20 protein-coding genes and 2 tRNA genes are annotated in these 19,656 nt (G+C 67.6%); 11 read left to right on the top strand and 11 right to left on the bottom strand.

From position 1 onward, the window contains the following. Positions 1 to 55: 55 nt before the first annotated feature. The 5 genes from AC32QD_RS03655 to AC32QD_RS03635 form a co-directional block, all read right to left on the bottom strand. Positions 56 to 520, bottom strand: coding sequence for a hypothetical protein (locus AC32QD_RS03655; protein ID WP_492009123.1), 465 nt, complete (start codon positions 518 to 520; stop codon positions 56 to 58). A gap of 381 nt (positions 521 to 901) precedes the next feature. Further along, a tRNA-Arg gene (locus AC32QD_RS03650) sits at positions 902 to 978 on the bottom strand. Positions 979 to 1,074: 96 nt separating this feature from the next. After that, positions 1,075 to 2,472: a sensor histidine kinase gene (locus AC32QD_RS03645; RefSeq protein ID WP_492009122.1), complete on the bottom strand. Its 1,398-nt coding sequence runs from the start codon at positions 2,470 to 2,472 to the stop codon at positions 1,075 to 1,077. 45 nt (positions 2,473 to 2,517) lie between these two features. Beyond that, a complete protein-coding gene (locus tag AC32QD_RS03640; protein ID WP_492009121.1) occupies positions 2,518 to 3,939 on the bottom strand; it encodes a dihydrolipoyl dehydrogenase family protein in 1,422 nt (473 codons plus the stop codon). 24 nt (positions 3,940 to 3,963) lie between these two features. After that, positions 3,964 to 4,668: a TVP38/TMEM64 family protein gene (locus tag AC32QD_RS03635; protein ID WP_492009120.1), complete on the bottom strand. Its 705-nt coding sequence runs from the start codon at positions 4,666 to 4,668 to the stop codon at positions 3,964 to 3,966. Between the two features lie 336 nt (positions 4,669 to 5,004). On the opposite strand from AC32QD_RS03635, the gene rpmH reads away from it, so the two are divergent. The 9 genes from rpmH (at position 5,005) to AC32QD_RS03590 (ending at position 12,053) form a co-directional block, all read left to right on the top strand. Continuing rightward, a complete protein-coding gene (rpmH, locus tag AC32QD_RS03630; RefSeq protein ID WP_492009119.1) occupies positions 5,005 to 5,139 on the top strand; it encodes a 50S ribosomal protein L34 in 135 nt (44 codons plus the stop codon). A gap of 28 nt (positions 5,140 to 5,167) precedes the next feature. Continuing rightward, positions 5,168 to 5,587 (top strand): ribonuclease P protein component, encoded by a 420-nt coding sequence (gene rnpA / locus AC32QD_RS03625; RefSeq protein ID WP_492009118.1) that lies wholly within the window; start codon positions 5,168 to 5,170, stop codon positions 5,585 to 5,587. After that, on the top strand, positions 5,584 to 5,817 hold the full coding sequence (yidD, locus tag AC32QD_RS03620) for a membrane protein insertion efficiency factor YidD (RefSeq protein WP_492009117.1): 234 nt from the start codon (positions 5,584 to 5,586) through the stop codon (positions 5,815 to 5,817). Before rnpA ends, yidD begins: the two co-directional genes overlap by 4 nt. A 53-nt stretch (positions 5,818 to 5,870) precedes the next feature. After that, positions 5,871 to 6,746 carry a tRNA 2-thiocytidine(32) synthetase TtcA gene (gene ttcA, locus AC32QD_RS03615; protein WP_492009116.1) on the top strand — a complete coding sequence of 292 codons (876 nt, stop codon included), beginning with the start codon at positions 5,871 to 5,873 and terminating at the stop codon, positions 6,744 to 6,746. A gap of 53 nt (positions 6,747 to 6,799) precedes the next feature. Further along, positions 6,800 to 8,884, top strand: coding sequence for a membrane protein insertase YidC (yidC, locus tag AC32QD_RS03610; protein WP_492009115.1), 2,085 nt, complete (start codon positions 6,800 to 6,802; stop codon positions 8,882 to 8,884). Between the two features lie 53 nt (positions 8,885 to 8,937). After that, positions 8,938 to 9,585, top strand: coding sequence for a ribosome biogenesis GTP-binding protein YihA/YsxC (gene yihA / locus AC32QD_RS03605; RefSeq protein ID WP_492009124.1), 648 nt, complete (start codon positions 8,938 to 8,940; stop codon positions 9,583 to 9,585). A gap of 308 nt (positions 9,586 to 9,893) precedes the next feature. Further along, complete coding sequence (argB, locus tag AC32QD_RS03600; RefSeq protein ID WP_492009114.1) at positions 9,894 to 10,799, top strand: acetylglutamate kinase; 906 nt, start codon at positions 9,894 to 9,896, stop codon at positions 10,797 to 10,799. Positions 10,800 to 10,833: 34 nt separating this feature from the next. After that, positions 10,834 to 11,520 carry a ferredoxin gene (locus AC32QD_RS03595; RefSeq protein WP_492009113.1) on the top strand — a complete coding sequence of 229 codons (687 nt, stop codon included), beginning with the start codon at positions 10,834 to 10,836 and terminating at the stop codon, positions 11,518 to 11,520. Beyond that, entirely contained in the window at positions 11,517 to 12,053 is a 537-nt protein-coding gene (locus AC32QD_RS03590) for a SixA phosphatase family protein (protein ID WP_492009112.1), read from the top strand. The genes AC32QD_RS03595 and AC32QD_RS03590 overlap by 4 nt, the downstream gene beginning before the upstream one ends. A gap of 6 nt (positions 12,054 to 12,059) precedes the next feature. Here AC32QD_RS03590 and AC32QD_RS03585 read toward each other — a convergent pair whose 3' ends face one another. The 5 genes from AC32QD_RS03585 to AC32QD_RS03565 all read right to left on the bottom strand — a co-directional run bounded on the left by AC32QD_RS03585 (position 12,060) and on the right by AC32QD_RS03565 (position 17,182). Further along, positions 12,060 to 12,188 (bottom strand): hypothetical protein, encoded by a 129-nt coding sequence (locus tag AC32QD_RS03585; RefSeq protein ID WP_492009111.1) that lies wholly within the window; start codon positions 12,186 to 12,188, stop codon positions 12,060 to 12,062. 81 nt (positions 12,189 to 12,269) lie between these two features. Next, positions 12,270 to 13,061, bottom strand: coding sequence for an amino acid ABC transporter ATP-binding protein (locus AC32QD_RS03580; protein ID WP_492009110.1), 792 nt, complete (start codon positions 13,059 to 13,061; stop codon positions 12,270 to 12,272). A gap of 32 nt (positions 13,062 to 13,093) precedes the next feature. Then, complete coding sequence (locus AC32QD_RS03575; RefSeq protein WP_492009109.1) at positions 13,094 to 14,407, bottom strand: amino acid ABC transporter permease; 1,314 nt, start codon at positions 14,405 to 14,407, stop codon at positions 13,094 to 13,096. Next, a complete protein-coding gene (locus tag AC32QD_RS03570; protein ID WP_492009108.1) occupies positions 14,404 to 16,098 on the bottom strand; it encodes an amino acid ABC transporter permease in 1,695 nt (564 codons plus the stop codon). The genes AC32QD_RS03575 and AC32QD_RS03570 overlap by 4 nt, the downstream gene beginning before the upstream one ends. 64 nt (positions 16,099 to 16,162) lie before the next feature. Further along, complete coding sequence (locus tag AC32QD_RS03565; protein ID WP_492009107.1) at positions 16,163 to 17,182, bottom strand: amino acid ABC transporter substrate-binding protein; 1,020 nt, start codon at positions 17,180 to 17,182, stop codon at positions 16,163 to 16,165. 207 nt (positions 17,183 to 17,389) lie between these two features. Between AC32QD_RS03565 and metC the strand changes: the two genes are divergently transcribed. Further along, complete coding sequence (gene metC, locus AC32QD_RS03560; protein WP_492009106.1) at positions 17,390 to 18,568, top strand: cystathionine beta-lyase; 1,179 nt, start codon at positions 17,390 to 17,392, stop codon at positions 18,566 to 18,568. An 18-nt stretch (positions 18,569 to 18,586) separates the two neighbouring features. Here metC and AC32QD_RS03555 read toward each other — a convergent pair whose 3' ends face one another. Next, the gene (locus tag AC32QD_RS03555; RefSeq protein ID WP_492009105.1) at positions 18,587 to 18,877 is read right to left on the bottom strand and encodes an acylphosphatase; all 291 of its coding nucleotides are present in this window, start codon (positions 18,875 to 18,877) and stop codon (positions 18,587 to 18,589) included. A 161-nt stretch (positions 18,878 to 19,038) separates the two neighbouring features. On the opposite strand from AC32QD_RS03555, the gene AC32QD_RS03550 reads away from it, so the two are divergent. Continuing rightward, positions 19,039 to 19,129: transfer RNA gene (locus AC32QD_RS03550), tRNA-Ser, on the top strand. The last annotated feature ends 527 nt before the right edge of the window (positions 19,130 to 19,656 follow it).

Below are 19,656 nucleotides of genomic sequence, written 5' to 3'. Positions count from 1 at the left end.
CTGTCGACGCCGGCGGGGTGGGTGACTTGCGTTGGAGTATTCATGGCTTGTCTCCTCACCCGGCGCCGGCATGCATGAAGGCCATCTTGGCGCCGAAGTTAATCAGTGCGCCCGCGCCTTCGATCGCCAGGCCGTTCAGCACGATCAGGGCGCAGACCACCATCGTCATGGCCTTGGCCGCAGCGTTGCGCGCCAGGTCGAGGCGGCCAATGAAGGGCAGATAGAGCGCCAGGATCAGCACGACGAAGAACAAATGCTCCTTCGTCTCCATGAAGAAGCTGTGCGCCCAAGGCAGCGGTCCCTTCAGGATCGCGGCCTTCTCGGCCCCGTAGAAGTGGGTATACCAGTAGCCACCGAGCAGCCAGGTCGCGACGATGAAAGCCGCGACGATCAGCGTGCCGATCCAGATCCGCTGACGGTTCGCTTCGCTCGCGTTCAACGCTTCGACGAAGACCCAGACCGCAGCGAGGATCCCGAGCACGCCGAACGTTGGATGGGCGAAGAGGATGATGTCACTCATAGTGCCCCCCATTCCGAAATCGCTGCCGATACGCTTTTGCAGCGGGCGGATTATCGCGCCCCCTTGCGGGCATTGCATTGACGTCGGTCAACGAGGTCAGTCTTGCCGATCGGCTTGTTTGATCGGCCCATGTCGTTCGTGGTGATCCGCCTCGTTACGAGCATAGCGAGCCGGGACAATCGATTGCAGGGGGAGATGATCTCAATCAGTCACGGAGTCTCGCCGCGTGGCTGGCGAAAGCATCCCCCACATAGGGCGCCGGCTTCCGTTCGAAAGAAGAAAGGGCCAGCCCACCGCCCGGCTTTCCAACCACCTGCCGAAATAATGTCGACACGCCTGAACCGCGCTAACTCACTGATCCAGCTAACTTATTGAAAAGATTGGCGCACCGGAGAGGATTCGAACCCCTGACCCCCAGATTCGTAGTCTGGTGCTCTATCCAGCTGAGCTACCGGTGCCTGCCGGCCGCGTGCCGCCTGCGCTCCGCGGAGTGCGCCCGCTATCTAGCGGCGGGGCCAGGGCATTGCAAGAGTGAAATCCGCGGGCCCGTCATCTCAACGGGCTCCCCCGGGAGACGCGGGAAGATGAATCGCGAACTCCGTGCCCGCGGTCGTGCTTGAAATCAGTTCGAGCCGGCCGCCATGGGCCCTCACCAGCTCATGCGCGATCGCCAGGCCCAGCCCCGCGCCGCCCCGCCGGGCGCCGCCGCGGAACGGCCTAAACAGGTTCTCCATCGCCTTCGCCGGCATTCCCGAGCCGGTGTCCCGCACGCGGATCACGTGCTGCGCGCCCTCGCGCCCCGCACTCACGACGATCTCCCCGGGCTTGCCAGCCGAGGATATGGCCTCGGCCGCGTTGCGCATCAGGTTGGCCAGCACGCGGTAAAACTGCTCGGGATCGGCCAGCAAGGTCTCGGACTCCGCGATGTCGATCCGGCAGCGCACCATGCCGTCGCCGCTCAGGCCGAGGCCCTCCACCACTTCCTGAGCCAGCGCCCGCAAGCGCACCTGGCGCGGCACGGGCGGCGCCTCCTCCGCGCGGCCGTAGTCCAGCGTGCGCTGGCACAGGCTGATCGCCCGGTCCAGCGAGGCGATCAGCTTGGGCACCGTGCGCGCCACTAGGGGGTCCCGGCTGGTCTCGAGCCGGTCGGCCATCAGGTGCCCGGTCGCCAGCATGTTGCGCAAGTCGTGGCTGACCTTGGCCAATGCTTCGCCCAGCGAGGCAAGCCGTGCGCGCTCACGCAGCGCCGCCAGCACGTCGCGCTGCATTGCGGCAAGGGCGCGCTCCGCCTCGGCCACTTCGCCCAGATGGCTCGAGGGCCGGATGATCCGCTCGGGATCCTCCGGGTTCTCTCGAAACGCCTTGACGTTGCCGATCACGCGCATGAGCGGCGAGACGACGAAGCGGCGCACGGCCAGGAAGATGATCACGGCGGTAACGACCGAGAGCAGCAGTGACAGCCGCAGGATGCGCCAGCCATAGTCGATCATCGCTTCCCGCAGCGGTCGGCTGTCCAGCGTGATCTCGATCGCCTGCGCCTTCAGCCCCGTGGCCGGACCGATCACGCGGATGATGTCGTTGCCATTGCCCAGCATCCGCTTCATTGCATCGCCGATTAGGTCCAGGACACCGACCTGGCGCAGGTCGTAGGTGGCGGAGACCTCGGGCAGCGCGCCCCGCGACAGGATCAGGGTGCGCACGTTCTTCTGACGAAGCACGATATTCAGAGCCTGGGTTTTGCCGAGCAGCTGCGCCTGCAGCTCGGGCGAGACCATGCCATCGGGAGCCGCCAGAACGCTCATCGCCGCAATCTGGGCCCGCACGACCCGCTCGCTGAGGTATTCGAGCCGGAAACGGGCCACCGAGGGGACGAAGATCGCCACCTCGACGAGCATGACCACGGCGATTGTGAGCACCAGAAGGCGTCCGGACAGGCCGCGGAATAGCGCCATCACCCCCTCTAAAGAGATTGGTCGCGGGCGCCACTCTAGGGCCAGCTACCCCAGGCGGGCAAGCAGCCGCACGGCCCGGCGCAGCCAGGGGCGCCCGAACAGCCGCTTGGTGTAATGAGCGCCGGCGGCGCGTTTCGACACCTCGCCCAGCGTCGGATAGGGCGCGACGAAGTCCGCCATCGCCCTGAGCCCCAGCCCGGCGGAAAGCGCCAGCGCCCAGACATGGATCAGCTCGCCCGCCTGCGGCCCGACCATCGAGCAGCCGAGGATGCGGCCGCGCCGCCCCACGACCAGCTTCACCAACCCCCCGCTCGCGCCCTCGGCCAGCGCCCGGTCGCTCTCGGCGAACGGAACGCGATGAACCTCGACGCCGGCATGGCGCGCGCGCGCCTGCGCCTCGGTCAGGCCGACCTGGGCGATCTCCGGATCGGTGAAGGTGACGCGGGGCACGTGGCCCGTGCGCAGCCTGACCGGCAGGCGGAACAGGGCGCTGCGAAGGACCAGGCCGGCATGGTAGCTGGCCAGGTGCGTGAACTGCGCCCCGCCCGTCACGTCGCCGACGGCATAGACCCGCCGGTTCGAGACCGAGCGCAGGCCGGCATCGACCGTCAGGCCGCGCTGGTCGTGCTCGATCCCCGCCGCATCCAGGCCAAGATCGTCGACATTGGCATGGCGCCCCGTGGCAACGAGCAGGTGCGTCGCCTCCACCGTCGCCCCGCCCTCGAAGAAAAGCCGCAGGGCGCCCGCCTCCCCGTCCACCCTGGCAATGCGCGCACCCTCGCGGATCTCCACGCCCTCGGCGCGGACCGCGTCGAGGGCGACAGCGGCGATCTCCCGGTCCTCGTGGCCAAGCGCCGTCGCCGCCTCCAGAACCGCGACGCGGCTGCCGAGCCGCCGATGCGCCTGCGCCAGCTCCAGCCCAATCGGGCCGCCGCCGATGATCGCCAGCGCCTCCGGCCGCACGCGGTTTTCCCAGATCGTCTCGTTGGTCAGGCAGGGCACAGCCTCGAGCCCCGGGATCGGAGGCACGGCGGGCGAGGAGCCCGTCGCCACGACGAAGCGGCGCGCGGCGATCAGGTGGCCGCCGGCCTCGAGCTCGGCCGGGCCGGTGAACCGGCCATGGGCGCGGATCACGCGCACGCCGAGGCGCTCGAATCGCTCCTCGGAATCGTTGGGTGCGATGGCGGCGATGGTGCGGCGGACGTGATCCATCACCGCCCCGTAATCGACGGCGGGCTCGTCGCCCGCGACGCCGAGCGGGCCCGAGCCGCGGTGGCGCTGGGCCGCCTTCGCAGCGGCGATCAGCGCCTTCGACGGCACGCAGCCATAGTTCAGGCAGTCGCCGCCCATGCGGCCGCGCTCGACCAGCACGACGCGGGCGCCCATCTGCGCCGCCCCTGCGGCGACCGTCAGCCCGCCGGAGCCGGCCCCGACCACGCAGAGATCAGCCGTGATGCGCTGGCCCATCGCCCTCCCCTCCGGACTTCGCTTCTAGTCCACGCCCCGCAGCGCCCGCAGGATCCACGGCACGGCGGCGAGCGCAGCGAGCCCGAGCAGCGGCCCGAGCACATAGGGCTCGAATATCACGCCCGGATCAGGCTTGCCTCCCCTGTCGAGCACCTCGCCCAGCCCGGCCCCGACCGAGCTGATCACCGCGGTCGCCGGTGCGATGCCCACGAAGGTGGTCCACACGAAGTTGACCAGGCTGACCCGGACGAAGGCCGGCAGCACGTTGGCGACGAAGAAGGGGATGGCCGGGATCAGCCGGATTACCAGGAGGAAGCTGATCTCGCCCCGCTTCACCTCCCGGTCCACCCGGCCCAGCCAGGGCCCGGCCCGTCGGCGCAGCTCGGCGCCCAGCGACGAGCGCGCCGCCAGGAAGATCAACGTCGCCCCCACGGTGGCCGAGAACACCGTCAGAACCGTCGCGAGGACGGTGCCGAACAGGAAACCGCCGGCCATGGTCAGCCAGATCGCACCCGGCACCGAGAACGCCACCGAGACCACATAGACGCCCGCATAGGCCAGGGCAGCAAGCCCCATGTTGCTGTCGCGCCAGGCCACCAGCGCCTCGCGATTTCTCTCGATCGCCTCATAGCTGACCCGGTCGCCGGCGAACCACCAGGCCAGCAGCGCGCCGACGGCGATCACCGCGATCGGCACGAAACGCAGCCACCGCCGCGGTGTGTCGGGCACTTCATTTCCCCCGCGCTCTGCCTCGTCGGCGGATGTCACGTCCCGATTTCCTCGCTTCACGCTGCCCTCGCTGCGATCCCGAAAATTCTGCGCGACCCTCGCCGAACCCGCCAGTCCCTATCACGGCGGCTTGATTTTCCGGCACCTGAAGCCAGTCGCAATCCACTTGCCGCAGGTACATTGACACGCACCGGACCACGGGCTATAGGCGCGTCTCCGCCAGCGCGGCGTGGGGCACGCCCTCCCCGCCGCTGCGGCGACGAAGGCCGGAGCGGGGCGCCGGGCCGAACCCGCGCAAGCCCCGAATGGCCGTCGCTTCGGGCAACGGAGGATGAGATGAAGCGCACCTATCAGCCGAGCCGGCTCGTCCGCAAGCGCCGCCACGGCTTCCGCGCGCGCATGGCCACGAAGAACGGCCAGAAAATCCTGGGCCGCCGCCGCGCGCGGGGCCGCAAGCGTCTCTCCGCCTGAGCCCCGGGGGCGCGAGCGCCCCGCTGCCATGCCCAAGCCGCCGTCCCGCGCGCCGTTCGACCAGACGGAGCCGGTCCTGAACGCACCGCCGTCCGGCGCACTGCGTCCTCTCCCGACCCTGAAGACGCGCGCCCAGTTCCGTGCCTGCGCGCGCGGCCGCAGCGCCCACGCGCCGGGTCTGGTGCTGCAGGGCCGCCGCCGGCCGGGCGAGGCGGAAGGCATGCACGTCGGCTTCACCGCCTCCCGCAAGGTAGGCAAGGCGGTCGTGCGCAACCGCGCGCGACGCCGCCTGCGCGAGGTTGCCCGCCGGGTCTTGACGGTCAGGGGCCGCGAGGGCTGGGACTATGTCCTGATCGCCCGGGTTGAGACCACCGTCGCCCGCACGTTCGCCAACCTGGTGACCGACCTCGAGCGCACCCTCGACCGGCTGCATGGGCCAGTCAGATGAGCCTTCTCGCCCGCATCCTCTCCGTGCCCGTCCACGCCTACCGCTTGGTGGTCAGCCCCTGGCTCGGGATGAACTGCCGCTTCCAGCCGACCTGCTCGGAATACGCGCTTGAGGCGCTTGACAAGCACGGCGCCCTGCGCGGCTCGTGGCTCACGCTGCGCCGCATTTTGCGCTGCCATCCCGGCGGCGGCTCGGGCTATGATCCCGTGCCCGAGCGCCGCGATTCCTGACATGACGGCTCCGGTGCCGTGACCGTATCCGCTCACACCAAGCGAGAGACCCCATGAAGGACGCCATCCCGGCCGTCGAGCTCCCCGCCATCCTCGCCGACGCCCCCGCGGGGCTCGAGTTCCGCAAGCTCCGGAAGCGCATCCTGCGCCAGACCCGCGAGGCAATCGAGACCTACGCCATGGTGCGGCCCGGCGAGCGCTGGCTGGTCTGTCTCTCGGGCGGCAAGGACAGCTACACGCTGCTGGCCGCGCTGATCGAGCTCCAGTGGCGCGGTCTCCTGCCCGTGGACCTGCTCGCGTGCAACCTCGACCAGGGTCAGCCCGGCTTTCCCGCCACGGTCTTGCCCGACTTCCTGGCGCGGGGCGGCATCGCGCACCGCATCGAGTACCGCGACACCTATTCCATCGTCACCAAGAAGGTGCCGGCGGCCAAAACCTACTGTGCGCTGTGCTCGCGGCTCAGGCGCGGCCACCTCTACCGCATTGCCCGCGAGGAAGGCTGCGCCGCGGTCGTGCTCGGCCACCACCGCGACGACATCCTCGAGACCTTTTTCCTCAATCTCTTCCACGGCGGCCGCCTCGCCGCCATGCCGCCCAAGCTGGTGAACGAGGACGGCGACCTCGCCGTGCTGCGCCCGCTCGCCTTCGTCGCCGAGGCCGACTGCGCGCGCTTCGCCCGCGCCATGCGCTTTCCCATCATCCCGTGCGATCTGTGCGGCAGCCAGGAGGGTCTGCAGCGCCAGCAGGTAAAGGCCATGCTCGACCAGTGGGAGCACCACAGCCCCGGCCGGCGCGGCGTCATGTTCCGTGCCCTGATGAATGTGCGCGCCGGCCACCTCGCCGACCCGGCGCTGTTCGACTTCGCCTCACTCGCCCCGAACCGTTCCCCGGACGTGACGCCTCAGCGCATCCCCGGGGAAACCCCTTGACCTCGGGCCGCTCAGAGGTTTCAAGGCAGGCGCGAACAGCCTGGGGAAATTGAATGGGCGGCGACAACGAGTCTCGAAACCTGATCCTTGCGGCCGTGCTGGCCATGGTGGTGGTCTTCGCCTGGCAGGCCTTCGCGCCGCACCCGGCGCCTACGACCGGGCAGCAGGGGACGCAGCAGGCCACTGGGAGCAAGACGGCCCCCACTCCGCCGGCCCAGGGGAAATCCGGCGCAGGCAAGCCCGCTGCCGGCCAGCCGGCCACGGCCGTCCCGCCCCAGGGCGCCACCAAGGTGCCACAGCGCTCGGGTGAGCCGCTCAGCCGCGCCAAAGCTATCGCCGCCAATCCCCGCGTGCCGATCCAGACCCCCGCCGTCACCGGGTCCATCCGCCTCAGGGGTGGCCGGCTCGACGACCTGCACCTCTCGCGCTACCGCGTGAGCCTGAAGCCGGGGGCGCCGACGGTGACGCTGCTCAACCCGGCCGGGGGGCCAAGTCCCTATTTCATCGACTATGGCTGGCGGCGCACCGTCAACGAGGATCCAGGCCCCCTGCCCGTCCCGACCACGCCCTGGACCGTCGAGAGCGGCAAGAAGCTCACACCGACGACCCCGGTCGTGCTGCGCTGGGACAATGGCAAGGGCCTGATCTTCCGCCGCAAGTTCCAGATCGACGACAACTACATGCTGACCGTCACCCAATCGGTCGAGAACACCACCGGCGCCGCGGTCACGCTCGCCCCCTACGGCGCCATCGTGCGCCGCGGCGAGCCCAAGGCCAGCCATTTCCGCGTGCACGTGGGTGCCATCGGCATGTTCGACGGCAAGCTCTCCGAGCCCGGCTACGGCGGCATGCGCGATTTCAAGGTGATCCCGGCCGAGCACGGCCCCGCCGAGATCAAGGACGTGAAGAACAACGGCTGGCTCGGCTTCACCGACAAGTACTGGATGTCGACCCTGATTCCCAAGCCGGGCCAGAACTTCCAGGCGGTCTACCGCGTGCTCGAGCCCGGCACCGTCGACGAGTTCCGCACCGAGGCACGCCTGCCCGTGGTCAGCGTCCCCGCCGGCGGCACGGTCGCCAGCACGGGCCACCTGTTCTCGGGCGCCAAGGTGGTGAACCTGATCCGGCACTACCAGAACACGATGGGCATCGATCGCTTCGTGGACGCGGTCGACTGGGGCTGGTTCTACTTCCTCACCAAGCCGATCTTCCGCCTGCTCAACTTCATCCACGGGCTGGTCGGCAACATGGGGCTGGCCATCATCACGCTGACCTTCCTCACCAAGGCGTGCCTGTTCCCGCTGGCCTACAAGTCGTTCGTGGCGATGTCGAAGATGAAGAAGCTCCAGCCCGAGATGGAGCGCATCAAGGAGCAGTGCGGCGACGACCGGCAGAAGCTCCAGCAGGAGATCATGGGGCTCTACAAGAAGGAGAAGGTGAACCCCGCCTCGGGCTGCTTGCCGATCGTGTTGCAGATCCCGATCTTCTACTCGCTCTACAAGGTGCTGATCGTCACCATCGAGATGCGCCACGCGCCCTTCTTTGGCTGGATCAGGGACCTCTCGGCGCCCGACCCCACCTCGTGGATCAACCTGTTCGGGCTGCTGCCCTACCATGTTCCCGCCTTCGCCGAGCCGGTCTCGATCGGTTTCTTCCCGATCATGCTCGGCATCACAATGTGGCTGCAGCAGAAGCTGAACCCACCGCCGGCCGACCCGACCCAGCGCACCATATTCACCTGGATGCCCTGGGTCTTCATGTTCATGCTCGGCCGCTTCGCCTCGGGCCTGGTGATCTATTGGTGCGCCAACAACGTGCTGACGTTTTCGCAGCAATACATCATCATGCGCAGCCAGGGCACGCAGGTCGACCTGCTCGGCAACATCAAGTCGGGGCTGAAGCCGACGCGCGGCGGCAAGCGCGCCAAGAGCAAGGTCGGTGCGTCTAAGGCCGGCAGCAAAGCCGAGGCGGGGCCGGAGAAGGCGGAAGCCCCGGCGGACGCCGAGACGGCCTCGGTCACTGGCGAGAGCGCGGCCGCGGGCAAGTCCGGCGGCAAGTCCGGGCAGCGCTCGGGTGCCAAGTCGTCTGGCCGGTCAGGCCAGCGCGGCGGACGCAGGCGCAGCGGCGGCCGGGCCTGACAGGCCCGGCCGAACGCCCCGTGAATCCCCCGCAGGTTCCGTTCGCCGTCGCCATCGAGGCGGAGCCCGAGGCGCTCGCCCGCGGGCAACGCCTTTTCGCCGGTCCCTGCGACTTCATGAAGGGCGTGACGGCCATCGCAGCACTGCCCGGCGGCGACCGGCCCGAGGTCTGCTTCGCCGGCCGCTCGAATGTCGGCAAGTCCTCGCTGATCAACGCGCTCACCGGGCGCAAGGCACTGGCGCGCACCTCGAACACGCCGGGCCGCACACAGGAGATCAACTTCTTCGCCCTGGGCGCGGCCGGCTATCTCGTCGACCTGCCCGGCTACGGCTTCGCCCGGGCGCCGAAGCTCAAGGTCGCGGGCTGGCAGGCGCTCCTGCGCGACTATCTCGCCGGGCGGGCGACGTTGGCCCGCGCCTTCGTTCTGATCGACGCCCGCCACGGCATCAAGCAGGTCGACCACGAGATCCTCGACCTCCTCGACCGCTCGGCGGTGGCCTTCCAGATCGTCCTGACCAAGGCCGACAAGCCCCCGGCGGCCGAGCTCGCCCACACCCTCGAGGCAGTCAAGAGCGGCCTTGCCCGGCACGTCGCGGCGCACCCGGAGATCCTTGTCACCTCGGCGCAGAAGGGCCAGGGCGTCGAGCTTCTGCGCGCCACGGTGGCCACGCTGCTCGCGGCCGCCACGGCACGCGGCTGACCCGGCCGCTCGCCCTCACTGTCGGGCTCGGCTCGAGGATGCCGAACGCAAGCCCACGCGCGACACGCGACGGCAATACAGGGCTCCGCTCGTTCGGCTCTCCCGGTCCGATTTTCCGTGTCCGAAAAAGGACTGCGCGAGGATGTATTTAATATCAATACCTTAGGCAGCGTCCAAATTTGGACGCTCGTTCGAGGCCACGATCGGGTCCCGTCGCGGCGCCCCAGGGCGGACCAGAACCGCCGCCCCGCACTGGCAAAGCACGGCCCGAGACGGTATTACGCCACGGGAACCGGAGGGCCCCGATCATGGAGATCCAGCGGCAGATGAAACGGGACTGGCTGGCTACGGCGCGCATCATCAGCGAGGCCCTGCCCTATCTCCAGCGCTACGACGGCAAGACCGTGGTGGTGAAGTTCGGCGGCCACGCCATGGGCGACGTCGAGGCCATGGCCTCCTTCGCCCGCGACATCGTGCTGATGAAACAGTGCGGCGTGAACCTGGTAGTGATCCACGGCGGCGGGCCGCAGATCAGCCAGATGCTCGAGCGGCTCAAGATCGCCTCCGAGTTCGCCGAGGGGCTGCGGGTGACCACCGCCGAGACCGTCGAGGTGGTCGAGATGGTGCTCGCCGGCGCCATCAACAAGCGCATCGTCGCCGCGATCAACGCCCAGGGGGGCAAGGCCGTGGGCCTCTCGGGCAAGGACGCCAACCTGATCGTGTGCGAGAAGGCAATGAAGCGCAAGAAGGACCCCGACAGCAACATCGAGCGAGTGCTCGACCTCGGCTTCGTAGGCGAGCCCGTGGCGGTCAACCCGCACGTCCTCGAGCTTTTCATCAAGTCCGACCTGATCCCCGTGGTCGCACCCGTCGGGGCCGGCCGCGACCCGCTCGAGACCTTCAACGTCAATGGCGATACCGCGGCCGGTGCGGTGGCCGGGGCGCTGAGCGCCTCGCGTCTGATGCTGCTCACGGACGTGCAGGGCGTGAAGGACCGCGAGGGCCAGGTCATGACCCGCCTCACCCGTGCCGACATCGCGAAGCTGATCGAGGAGGGCACCATCTCGGGCGGCATGATCCCCAAGGTCGAGACCGCGCTCTACGGTATCGACCGTGGCGTCGAGGCCGCCGTGATCCTCGACGGCCGCACGCCGCACGGGCTGCTGCTGGAGCTTTTCACGCCGCACGGCGCCGGCACGCTGATCACCGCCTGAGCCACAGCGGGCCGCCGCCACACGGGTATCGCCGATGTTCGAGCGTCTCGACGCCGCCCTCGCCTCGCACGGTCTCGCCGCCGTCGGCGCCTTCCACCCGGCCCAGGGCGACGGTGTGCCCGGCGGCATCGCCACCCTGGTGCTGATCGGCGCTCGCGGGGGCGCCCTTTGGTCCGCCTTCACGGCGAGCCCCGAATGCGCCGACGGCGGACCCGACCCGCTCGACCGCTGGTCGCGGCGGGTGCTGGACAGCATCGGCGCCTCGCTGGGCGCGCGTCCGCTGTTTCCCTTCGACGGCCCGCCCTGGCTGCCCTTCCAGCGCTGGGCCGCCCGCGGCGAGGGCGCCGCGCCATCGCCGGTGGGCATGCAGGTCTCGCCCGCGCGCGGGCTGTGGCTTTCCTATCGGGGTGCCCTCGGCTTCCCCGTGGACCTGAAACTCGGACGGCCGCACGCCGACCCGCCCTGCCCTGCCTGCCCGGCACCGTGCCTCACGGCCTGCCCGGCCGACGCTTTCGCCAGCGGCCGCTACGATGTGGAGCGCTGCGTCGCCCACATCACATCCGCGCAAGGCCGGGCCTGCCGCGAGGGCGGCTGCCGCGTGCGCCACGCCTGCCCGGCCGGACGAGCGGCAACGCCACCGCGCGCCCAGTGCGGCTTCCACATGCAGGCCTTCATCCGCGCTCGCCGGCTCGACGGCTCGCGACGGGCAAAGCCCGCATGAAGACCCTGATCCTCATGCGCCACGCGAAATCGAGCTGGAAGGACCGCACGCTCGACGACCGCGACCGCCCGCTGGCCAGGCGGGGGCGCGAAGCGGCGCCGCTAATGGCGCGCTGGCTGGGGGCGCAGGGTCTTTTGCCCGACACGGTGCTCTGCTCTCCGTCGCGCCGCACGCGCGAGACGCTCGAGCTGATGCGCGCGGCCGTGCCCACAATCCCCGCGCCGCAAATCCGGACCGGTCTCTACGAGGCCATGCCGGCGGCGCTGCTCGGCGAGCTCAGGCGCCTGCCGAAAAGCTGCGCCCGCGTCGTCGTCCTCGGCCACCAGCCAGGGCTGGGCGAGCTCTTGCGCCTCCTGGTCCACCGCGTTCGAAATCCCCAGGACAGGCGCGCTTTCGAGAAGTTCCCCACGGCGGCAATCGCCGTGCTCGAGGCCGAGATCAGCCGCTGGGCCGACCTCGGCCCGGCCATGGCGGAACTCAGCGCCTTTGCAGCGCCACGCGAACTGAAGGCGGACCGCGCCGGGCTCTCCTGAAGCCGCTCAGAAGGTGTAGGCGGCGGCGGAGACCAGCGCAACGGCCAACGCAATCGCGATTACCAGCGGATAGAGCAGATAGGTCATCGCAGCCTCGCCCGGTCCTTTTGCAGGGCCCTGGTGCCGAGTCGGCAACCGCCCTGCCATCGCGGACGAAGCTAGCGCAACGCGCGGATCGGCGCTGTGATGGATATCACACCGGCTGCGAGGCCGCGCTCAATGCCCGAGGATCTGGCTGAGGAACAGCTTGGTGCGATCGCTCCTGGGGTTGTGGAAGAACTCCTCCGGCTCGTTCTGCTCGACGATCTGTCCGGCATCCATGAAGATGACACGGTTGGCCACCTGTCGGGCGAAACCCATCTCGTGCGTGACGCAGATCATGGTCATGCCCTCCTGGGCCAGCTCGATCATGGCGTCGAGCACTTCCTTGATCATCTCGGGATCGAGCGCCGAGGTCGGCTCGTCGAACAGCATGATCTTCGGCTTCATGCACAGCGCCCGGGCGATCGCCACGCGCTGCTGCTGGCCGCCCGACAGCTGGCCGGGATACTTGTGCGCCTGCTCGGGGATCTTGACCTTCTTGAGGAAGTGCATGGCCGTCTCCTCGGCCTCGCGCTTGGGCGTCTTGCGTACCCAGATCGGCGCCAGCGTGCAGTTCTCCAGCACGGTGAGGTGCGGGAACAGGTTGAAGTGCTGGAACACCATGCCGACTTCGGCCCGGATCTTGTCGATGTTCTTGAGGTCCGAGTTCAGCTCGATGCCGTCGACCACGATCTCGCCGCGCTGATGCTCCTCCAGCCGGTTGATGCAGCGGATCAGCGTCGACTTGCCCGAGCCTGAGGGGCCGCACACGACGATACGCTCGCCGCGATGCACCGTCAGGTTGATGTCGCGGAGCACGTGGAACTCGCCGTACCACTTGTTCATGTTGCTGATCTGGATCATCACCTCGCTCGAGATCTTCATCTTCGAACGGTCGGTGTGGATGTCTTCAGCCGGCTCAGCCATGGGTCCAGTCTCCGGTCAATGCGGGACGCGCCTCAACGCGCCCTTTCCAGCTTTCTCTCCAGATACATCGAGTAGCGCGACATGCTGAAGCAGCACACGAAGAAGAATGCAGCGACGAACAGGTAGGGCTCCCAGACCAGACCGTTCCAGTCCTGGTGCGCCCGGATCGGGGCGATGATGCCCAGCGGGTCGAACATGGCGATGATGCTGACCAGCGTGGTGTCCTTGAACAGCCCGATGAAGGTGTTGACGATCCCGGGGATCGAGATCTTCAACGCCTGCGGCAGGACGATCAGCCGCATCGACTTCCAGTAGTCGAGCCCCATCGCGTCGGCAGCCTCGTACTGGCCCTGCGGCAGCGCGGCAAGCCCGCCGCGCACCACCTCGGCGATGTAGGCCGAGGAGAACATGGTCACCATGATGAGCACGCGCAGGAGCAGGTCGAACTCGGTTCCCGGGGGCAGGAAATAGGCCAGCACGACGTTGGCAACGAACAGGAGCGTGATCAGCGGCACGCCGCGGATGAATTCGATGAAGATCACGCTCAGGCCCTTGATGAAGGGCAGGTCCGACTTGCGCCCCAGCGCCAAGAGGATGCCGAGCGGCAGAGAGGCGCAGATACCGCCCATGCCGATGATGAAGGTCAGCAGGAAGCCGCCGATCTTGGCGGATTCGACGTACTTCAGGCCGACAAAGCCGATCGCTTGGGTCAGCGCACCGTCGATCGGGATGACGGCGAACATCCACCACAGCGCAGCCGCGAGCGCCGAGACCGCGAGCGCGGCAATGAAACTGTCCCGGCCGTACAGCAACCGGCCCAGCTTGAAGCCGACCAGATAGCCGACCGCCGGCCCTGCGACCACCGCCAGGATGCCCCAGATCGTACCACCCCATATCAACCAGAACGCGATCACCGGGTAGAGCGCCGTATGAACCAGCAGACCGCGCCGGAACGGCACGTTGTTGAACAGCACCGGCGCCATCGCCACGAAAAGCAGCACGAAGGCCAGGTCCGGTCGCCAGAACAGCTGGTCCGGGTAGAAGCCGTAGATCCACATCAGGTAGCGATCGTGCACTACAGCCCAGCAGGCGCCGGAGCCGAGCTCGCGGCATTGCTTGAGGTTCGAGGCGTTCCAAACCGAGTCAAAGACCAGCCACGGCAGCAGGCGCCACAGCGCCCACACGGCGAAGGTCAGCGCGCCCGCTGAGAGAATCCCGTTCAACCAGGAAGAGAACAGGTTTTGGTGCAGCCAGCGGATCGCCCCCCGCTCGGCCAGAGGCGGCGGTGAGGGCGGGATCTGGGTCTCCGCCACATAGGCAACGGTCTGCGAATGGGTCCCGCTCATGCCGCCGCCCTCCGAACCCGGTTCAGATAGGTGACGTTCGGGCGCGTGCCGTAGACCATGTAGGCGATGATCGCGACCTGCGCGCCCGTGCCGATGAACACGGCCACCGCGCCGCTGATTCCCGGCACCAGCTGGCCCAGCGGGAAGCCGCTGGCTGCAGCCATCACCCACACGATCAGGCACAGCACCGCGAAGTCCACCGCCCGCGAATGCTTGAACAGCGACGTGAGCAGCGCGCCAATGAAGCCCAGGGTCATCAGGAGCGCCGAGACCTTCTCCGACATCGGCCAGGTCCAGTAGCTGGGCCGGGACGAGTCAATGAAGACGTAGTACAGCAGCATGGCCAGCACCACGGCGTAGAACAGCACCACGAGGTTCAGCCAGCCATCGATGCCATAGGCCGGATGATCGCGCGCATCGCCCCGCGTCAGCGTCTGCCAGGAGGAGCCGCGGTCAAACAGCTTGGCAAAGCCGAATCCGAAGCCGGTGGCCGTGCCGCGCTCGACCATCCTGACCTGCTCGTTGTAGAGGTTCATCACCGCCGAGATCAGCAGGCTGATCGAGAGATAGAAGCCCATCAGCAGCAGCAGGCACTCCATCGCCCGCCCGGTCTGGTTCAGCGTGATGCCGCCCAGCGTCCCGGTCACGTCCATGTAGCCCACGGCGATGGCCAGCGACGAGTTCTTGGTCAGATTCAGGTATTGCGAGATCAGCGGCGGGATGATCACCCGCAGGGCCTGCGGCAGGATGATCAGCCGCATGGTGCGCCCGGGCCTCAGCCCCAGGGCGAATGACGCCTCGGTCTGCCCCTTCGAGACCGCCATGATCCCCGCGCGCACGATCTCGGCGATGAAGGCTGAAGTGTAGAGCGAGAGCGCCATCCACAACGCCACCAGGGAAATTCGCCCGAAGAATCCGCCCCGGTAATTGAAGCCCTTGAGCACGGGGTAGTCGAGATGGATCGGACCACCGAGCGCGAAGAAGACCACCAGCGGGGGCAGGACAATGCAGGCAAGGCCGACCCACAAGGTCGGCAGGATCTCGCCGGTCGCTTCCTGCCGCTTTTTCGCGAACCGCTTGAACAGCACCGCCGCGATGATACCGAGCAGGAGCGCGACGCCGACATAGGCAGCTCCGTTCTCGAAGATCGGCGAGGCCAGATAGAAGCCGCGGTTGGTCGGCACCAGCACGCCGCCCAGCATGGGCTTGACCTGGCGCGGGTGCGGCAGGCTCTCGTTGAACACCGCCGCCCACAAAATGATCTGCAAAAGCACAGGGACGTTGCGCAGTCCCTCGATATAGACCGTCATCAGCTTCGAGACGATCCAGTTCTTGGTCAGGCGAAGCACGCCGACCACCACGCCCAGCACGGTGGCGGTAAAGCAGCCCAGTCCCGCGACCAGCAGGGTGTTTAGGATTCCGACCACCGCCGCCGTGGCGTTGGTCGAGCGCGAGGTATAGGGGATTAGCGTCTGGTTGATGTCGTAGGACGACGGCTGCGGCATGAAGGTGAAGCTGATGTCCTTGCCCAGCGCCGCGAGGTTGCGGAACATGTTGTCCAAGAGCCAGGCAACGGACACCAGGACGACGGCAAGCGCGATGATCTGAATTGTATAGGAGCGAAATCGCGTGTCGGAGAGGAGCATTCCAATACGGAATCCTCCGCCCTGCGGCTCGGACGCAACGCTCATCGGCCTTCCCTCCCTGCCGACGCTAGAGGGCGCGCCCACGCGGGGCGCGCCCGGGTCCGCGCGATCAGCGGAAAGGCGGCGAGTAGAGGATGCCGCCGTTCGTATAGAGTGCGTTGAGACCGCGGTCGAGCCCGATGTCCGTGTTCGGACCGATATAGCGGTCGAAGATCTCGCCATAGTTGCCCACGGCTGCAATCACGTTGACCGCCCAGTCCTTGCTGAGGCCCAACATCTTGCCATACTCGCCCTCGGTGCCGAGCAGGCGGTTCACCTCGGGATCATCGGTCGGCTTCGAGGCCATCTGCTTGACGTTGGCCTGCGTGATGCCCTTCTCCTCGGCAATGATCAGCGCATTCAGCGTCCAGCGGACGATGTCACCCCAGCCATCGTCGCCCTGCCGGGTCACCGGCCCGAGCGGCTCCTTGGAGATCACTTCCGGAAGGATCACGTGGTCCTTCGGGTGTTCGAAGGTGGCGCGCGTCGCAGCTAGCCCGGAGCGATCGGTGGTATAGGCGTCGCACGCCCCGGCGAGATACTTCTGCCGCGCCTCTGCGTTGGTCTCGATCGGAACTGGCTCGTAGGTCATGTTGTTCTTGCGGAAGTAGTCCGCCAGATTGAGCTCCGTGGTCGTGCCGGTCTGGATGCAGATCGTGGCACCGTCCAGCTGCTTGGCCGAGGTCACGCCGAGCGACTTCGGCACCATGAAGCCCTGGCCATCATAGTAGTTCACGCCCTGGAAGCTGAGCTTCAGGTCAACGTCGCGCGAGTAGGTCCAGGTCGTGTTGCGCACCAGCACGTCGATCTCGCCCGAGGACAGCGCCGTGAAACGGGTCTTGCCGGTGGTCGGTGTGAACTTGACCTTCTTCGGGTCGCCGAAGATCGCTGCCGCGATGGCGCGGCACAGCGCGATGTCGAAGCCGTGCCACTCACCGTTCGAGTCCGTGAACGCGAAGCCTGCGAGGCCGGTGTTGGTGCCGCACTGCAAGAAGCCCTTCGCCTTCACGTCGTCCAGGGTGTTGGCGCTGGCCATGCTGACCGCGAGTGCGGCGCCTGCCAAAGTTCCGAGGAATAAAGATGCTTTCATTGTGAACCTCTTCCCTGATTGATCCGCGCAAGGCGCGGAGCGGGGACTTTCCCCCGCATTTTCGTTCGTTTTGGGGCTCCCCCCGGCGGCGGATTTGAGCAGCCTCTGTCCGCAACGTCAAGCATAGTCGCGGCAACCGCCTTGCCCTTGACCGTCACGGACCGCGGGCTAAGGTGCCGCCGCCCGTCCCAAGGAGCCGCGAATCCGATGAAAGACGCCACCCGCGCGACCCATGCCGGCCGTCGCCCGCAGGAAAACCACGGCGCGGTCAACCCCCCCGTCTACCACGCCTCGACCATCCTCAGCCCGACCCTCGCCGCGCTGCGCGAGATGAGCCGGACCGAGGACGCCGACGCCACCACCTACGGCGTGCACGGCACGCCCGGAACCTTTGCCTTCGAGGAGGCGGTGGCCGCACTCGAGGGGGGCTTCCGCACGCGACTGGCCTCGACCGGGCTCACCGCCTGCACGGCGCCGCTGCTGGCGTATCTCTCGGCGAGCGACCACCTGCTCATGGTCGACAGTTGCTACGGCCCGACCCGGCGCTTCTGCGACACCATGCTGACGCGCATGGGCGTCGAGGTCAGCTATTACGACCCGCTGATCGGCAGCGGCATCCGCGACCTGATCCGGCCCGAGACGAAGGTGATCTTCGCCGAGAGCCCGGGCTCGCTGACCTTCGAGGTGCAGGACATCCCCGCCATCGCCGAGGAGGCGAAGCGGCGCGGCGTCACGCTGATGCTCGACAACACCTGGGCGACACCGCTCTACTTCAAGCCCTTCGTGCACGGGGTCGATGTCTCGATCCAGGCCATCACCAAGTATATCGCCGGACATTCCGATCTGGTCATGGGCGCGGTGACTGCAACCGAGGCCGCCTACCCGGCACTGCGCGAGGGCTGGAAGCAACTCGGGCTGAATGCCGCACCCGACGATGTCTATCTCGCCATGCGCGGCTTGAGGACGCTGGCGGTGCGCATGCCGCGGCACTGGGAGAACGGACTCGTTGTGGCCGAGTGGCTGCGTGGCCGCGACGAGGTGGCCGAGGTGCTTCACCCTGCCCTGCCCGACGATCCGGGCCATGCGCTGTGGAAGCGCGACTTCCTCGGCGCTTCCTCGCTCTTCGGCTTCACCCTAAAGCCCGGGATCGGCTCGGAGCAGCACCTCGCCGCCTTCCTCGACGGGCTCGAACTGCACGGCATGGGCTCGTCCTGGGGGGGCTTCGAGAGCCTCCTGCTGCCGCGCAATCCGCCGCGCAGCGCCGTTCCCTGGCCCCGTCCCGGCCGGTCGCAGGGCCAGCTCATGCGCATCCATGTCGGGCTCGAGGATCCGGACGACCTGATCGCCGACCTCGCCGCCGGCTTCGCGCGGATGCGCCGGCTCTGAGGCCGGCCCCCACCCACCTCAGCCGGTCACGCGGAAGGCCACCAGCTCGGGCACGGGCACGACCTGCTCGGTTTCGACATCACTAACGCGCGCCGCTGCGGGCCCCTTGCGGCAGTGCTCCAGCATCTCCGTCACGTCCTCGCGCGACCCGACGAACAGGGCGCGGACCGTGCCATCGGGCTCGTTGCGCACCCAGCCGGCAAGGCCCCGGCGCTCGGCTTCCCGCTGGGTCCAGGCACGGAAGCACACGCCCTGCACGCGCCCGGCGATCCGGGCCCGAATTCCGATCCTGTCATCCTTCGACGTCACTATGCTTCTCCGTCCGCAGCCTAAGACATAGATAGTGTCGCGGTTCCGGCCAGCGACCGCGCACGATAATGGACCGCGATCAGACCGCATTCCCGCCAAGCTCCGGGGTGCGCGGCGTGGGGCGGTTGACTTGGCTCCATGCCAACCGTACACGGGGCGGCGGAGAGGTGGCCGAGCGGTCGAAGGCGCTCCCCTGCTAAGGGAGTAGGCTCCAAAAGGGTCTCGTGGGTTCGAATCCCATCCTCTCCGCCACCCAGTCCGGTCTCTTTCCCTGAATGCGGTTTAGTCCTGAAATACCCCCGACATTCCGGGAGTTAGCGATATTCGCTGTTCCCTGAGACGTTCGCGACCGGCGTTACCCGCCCGAATTTCCCCCTCCGTCTCAGTTCGCAGCATCGCCCGGTTCGCTCAGGCGAATTTCCCTGCTAGCAGGGAATTGGCAGGGAATTTTTCCGGTTTTGACCGGAATTCGGGGTTTTGCCGTCTGAGAAGGGGCGCGATGCCAGCGACTTAAGTGGCAATTCCCTGCGCGAAAAAGCAGGGAATTGGATTTGCCGGAGTGGATCAGTGATCGGGGCGGTCGTAAGCGTACAGGGAAAGCACACTTGGCGGTGCGCTGGGTGGTTCCGACCTTCTTTCTGGAACAGCCCCATTGAAGTGGTCCACCCGTTGGGACGATTTTGTCCCGTTTTCAGGAGGACCGGGGAATGGCTGGGAAAAGAGACAAGCCCGAAGAGATAGTCGCGAAGCTGCGCCAGGTTGAGGTGCTGCAGGGACAG

The organism is Thermohalobaculum sp. (assembly GCF_058622915.1).
This window is presented reverse-complemented; position numbering and strand designations above follow the sequence as displayed.

Coding starts and splice junctions, on each gene's coding strand:
- AC32QD_RS03655 (WP_492009123.1), bottom strand. CDS start 520: ATGAGTGACATCATCCTCTTCGCCCATCCAACGTTCGGCGTGCTCGGG.
- rpmH (WP_492009119.1), top strand. CDS start 5,005: ATGAAGCGCACCTATCAGCCGAGCCGGCTCGTCCGCAAGCGCCGCCAC.
- AC32QD_RS03645 (WP_492009122.1), bottom strand. CDS start 2,472: ATGGCGCTATTCCGCGGCCTGTCCGGACGCCTTCTGGTGCTCACAATC.
- AC32QD_RS03640 (WP_492009121.1), bottom strand. CDS start 3,939: ATGGGCCAGCGCATCACGGCTGATCTCTGCGTGGTCGGGGCCGGCTCC.
- rnpA (WP_492009118.1), top strand. CDS start 5,168: ATGCCCAAGCCGCCGTCCCGCGCGCCGTTCGACCAGACGGAGCCGGTC.
- AC32QD_RS03595 (WP_492009113.1), top strand. CDS start 10,834: ATGTTCGAGCGTCTCGACGCCGCCCTCGCCTCGCACGGTCTCGCCGCC.
- ttcA (WP_492009116.1), top strand. CDS start 5,871: ATGAAGGACGCCATCCCGGCCGTCGAGCTCCCCGCCATCCTCGCCGAC.
- yidC (WP_492009115.1), top strand. CDS start 6,800: ATGGGCGGCGACAACGAGTCTCGAAACCTGATCCTTGCGGCCGTGCTG.
- argB (WP_492009114.1), top strand. CDS start 9,894: ATGGAGATCCAGCGGCAGATGAAACGGGACTGGCTGGCTACGGCGCGC.
- AC32QD_RS03570 (WP_492009108.1), bottom strand. CDS start 16,098: ATGAGCGTTGCGTCCGAGCCGCAGGGCGGAGGATTCCGTATTGGAATG.
- AC32QD_RS03580 (WP_492009110.1), bottom strand. CDS start 13,061: ATGGCTGAGCCGGCTGAAGACATCCACACCGACCGTTCGAAGATGAAG.
- AC32QD_RS03590 (WP_492009112.1), top strand. CDS start 11,517: ATGAAGACCCTGATCCTCATGCGCCACGCGAAATCGAGCTGGAAGGAC.
- AC32QD_RS03575 (WP_492009109.1), bottom strand. CDS start 14,407: ATGAGCGGGACCCATTCGCAGACCGTTGCCTATGTGGCGGAGACCCAG.
- yidD (WP_492009117.1), top strand. CDS start 5,584: ATGAGCCTTCTCGCCCGCATCCTCTCCGTGCCCGTCCACGCCTACCGC.
- metC (WP_492009106.1), top strand. CDS start 17,390: ATGAAAGACGCCACCCGCGCGACCCATGCCGGCCGTCGCCCGCAGGAA.
- AC32QD_RS03565 (WP_492009107.1), bottom strand. CDS start 17,182: ATGAAAGCATCTTTATTCCTCGGAACTTTGGCAGGCGCCGCACTCGCG.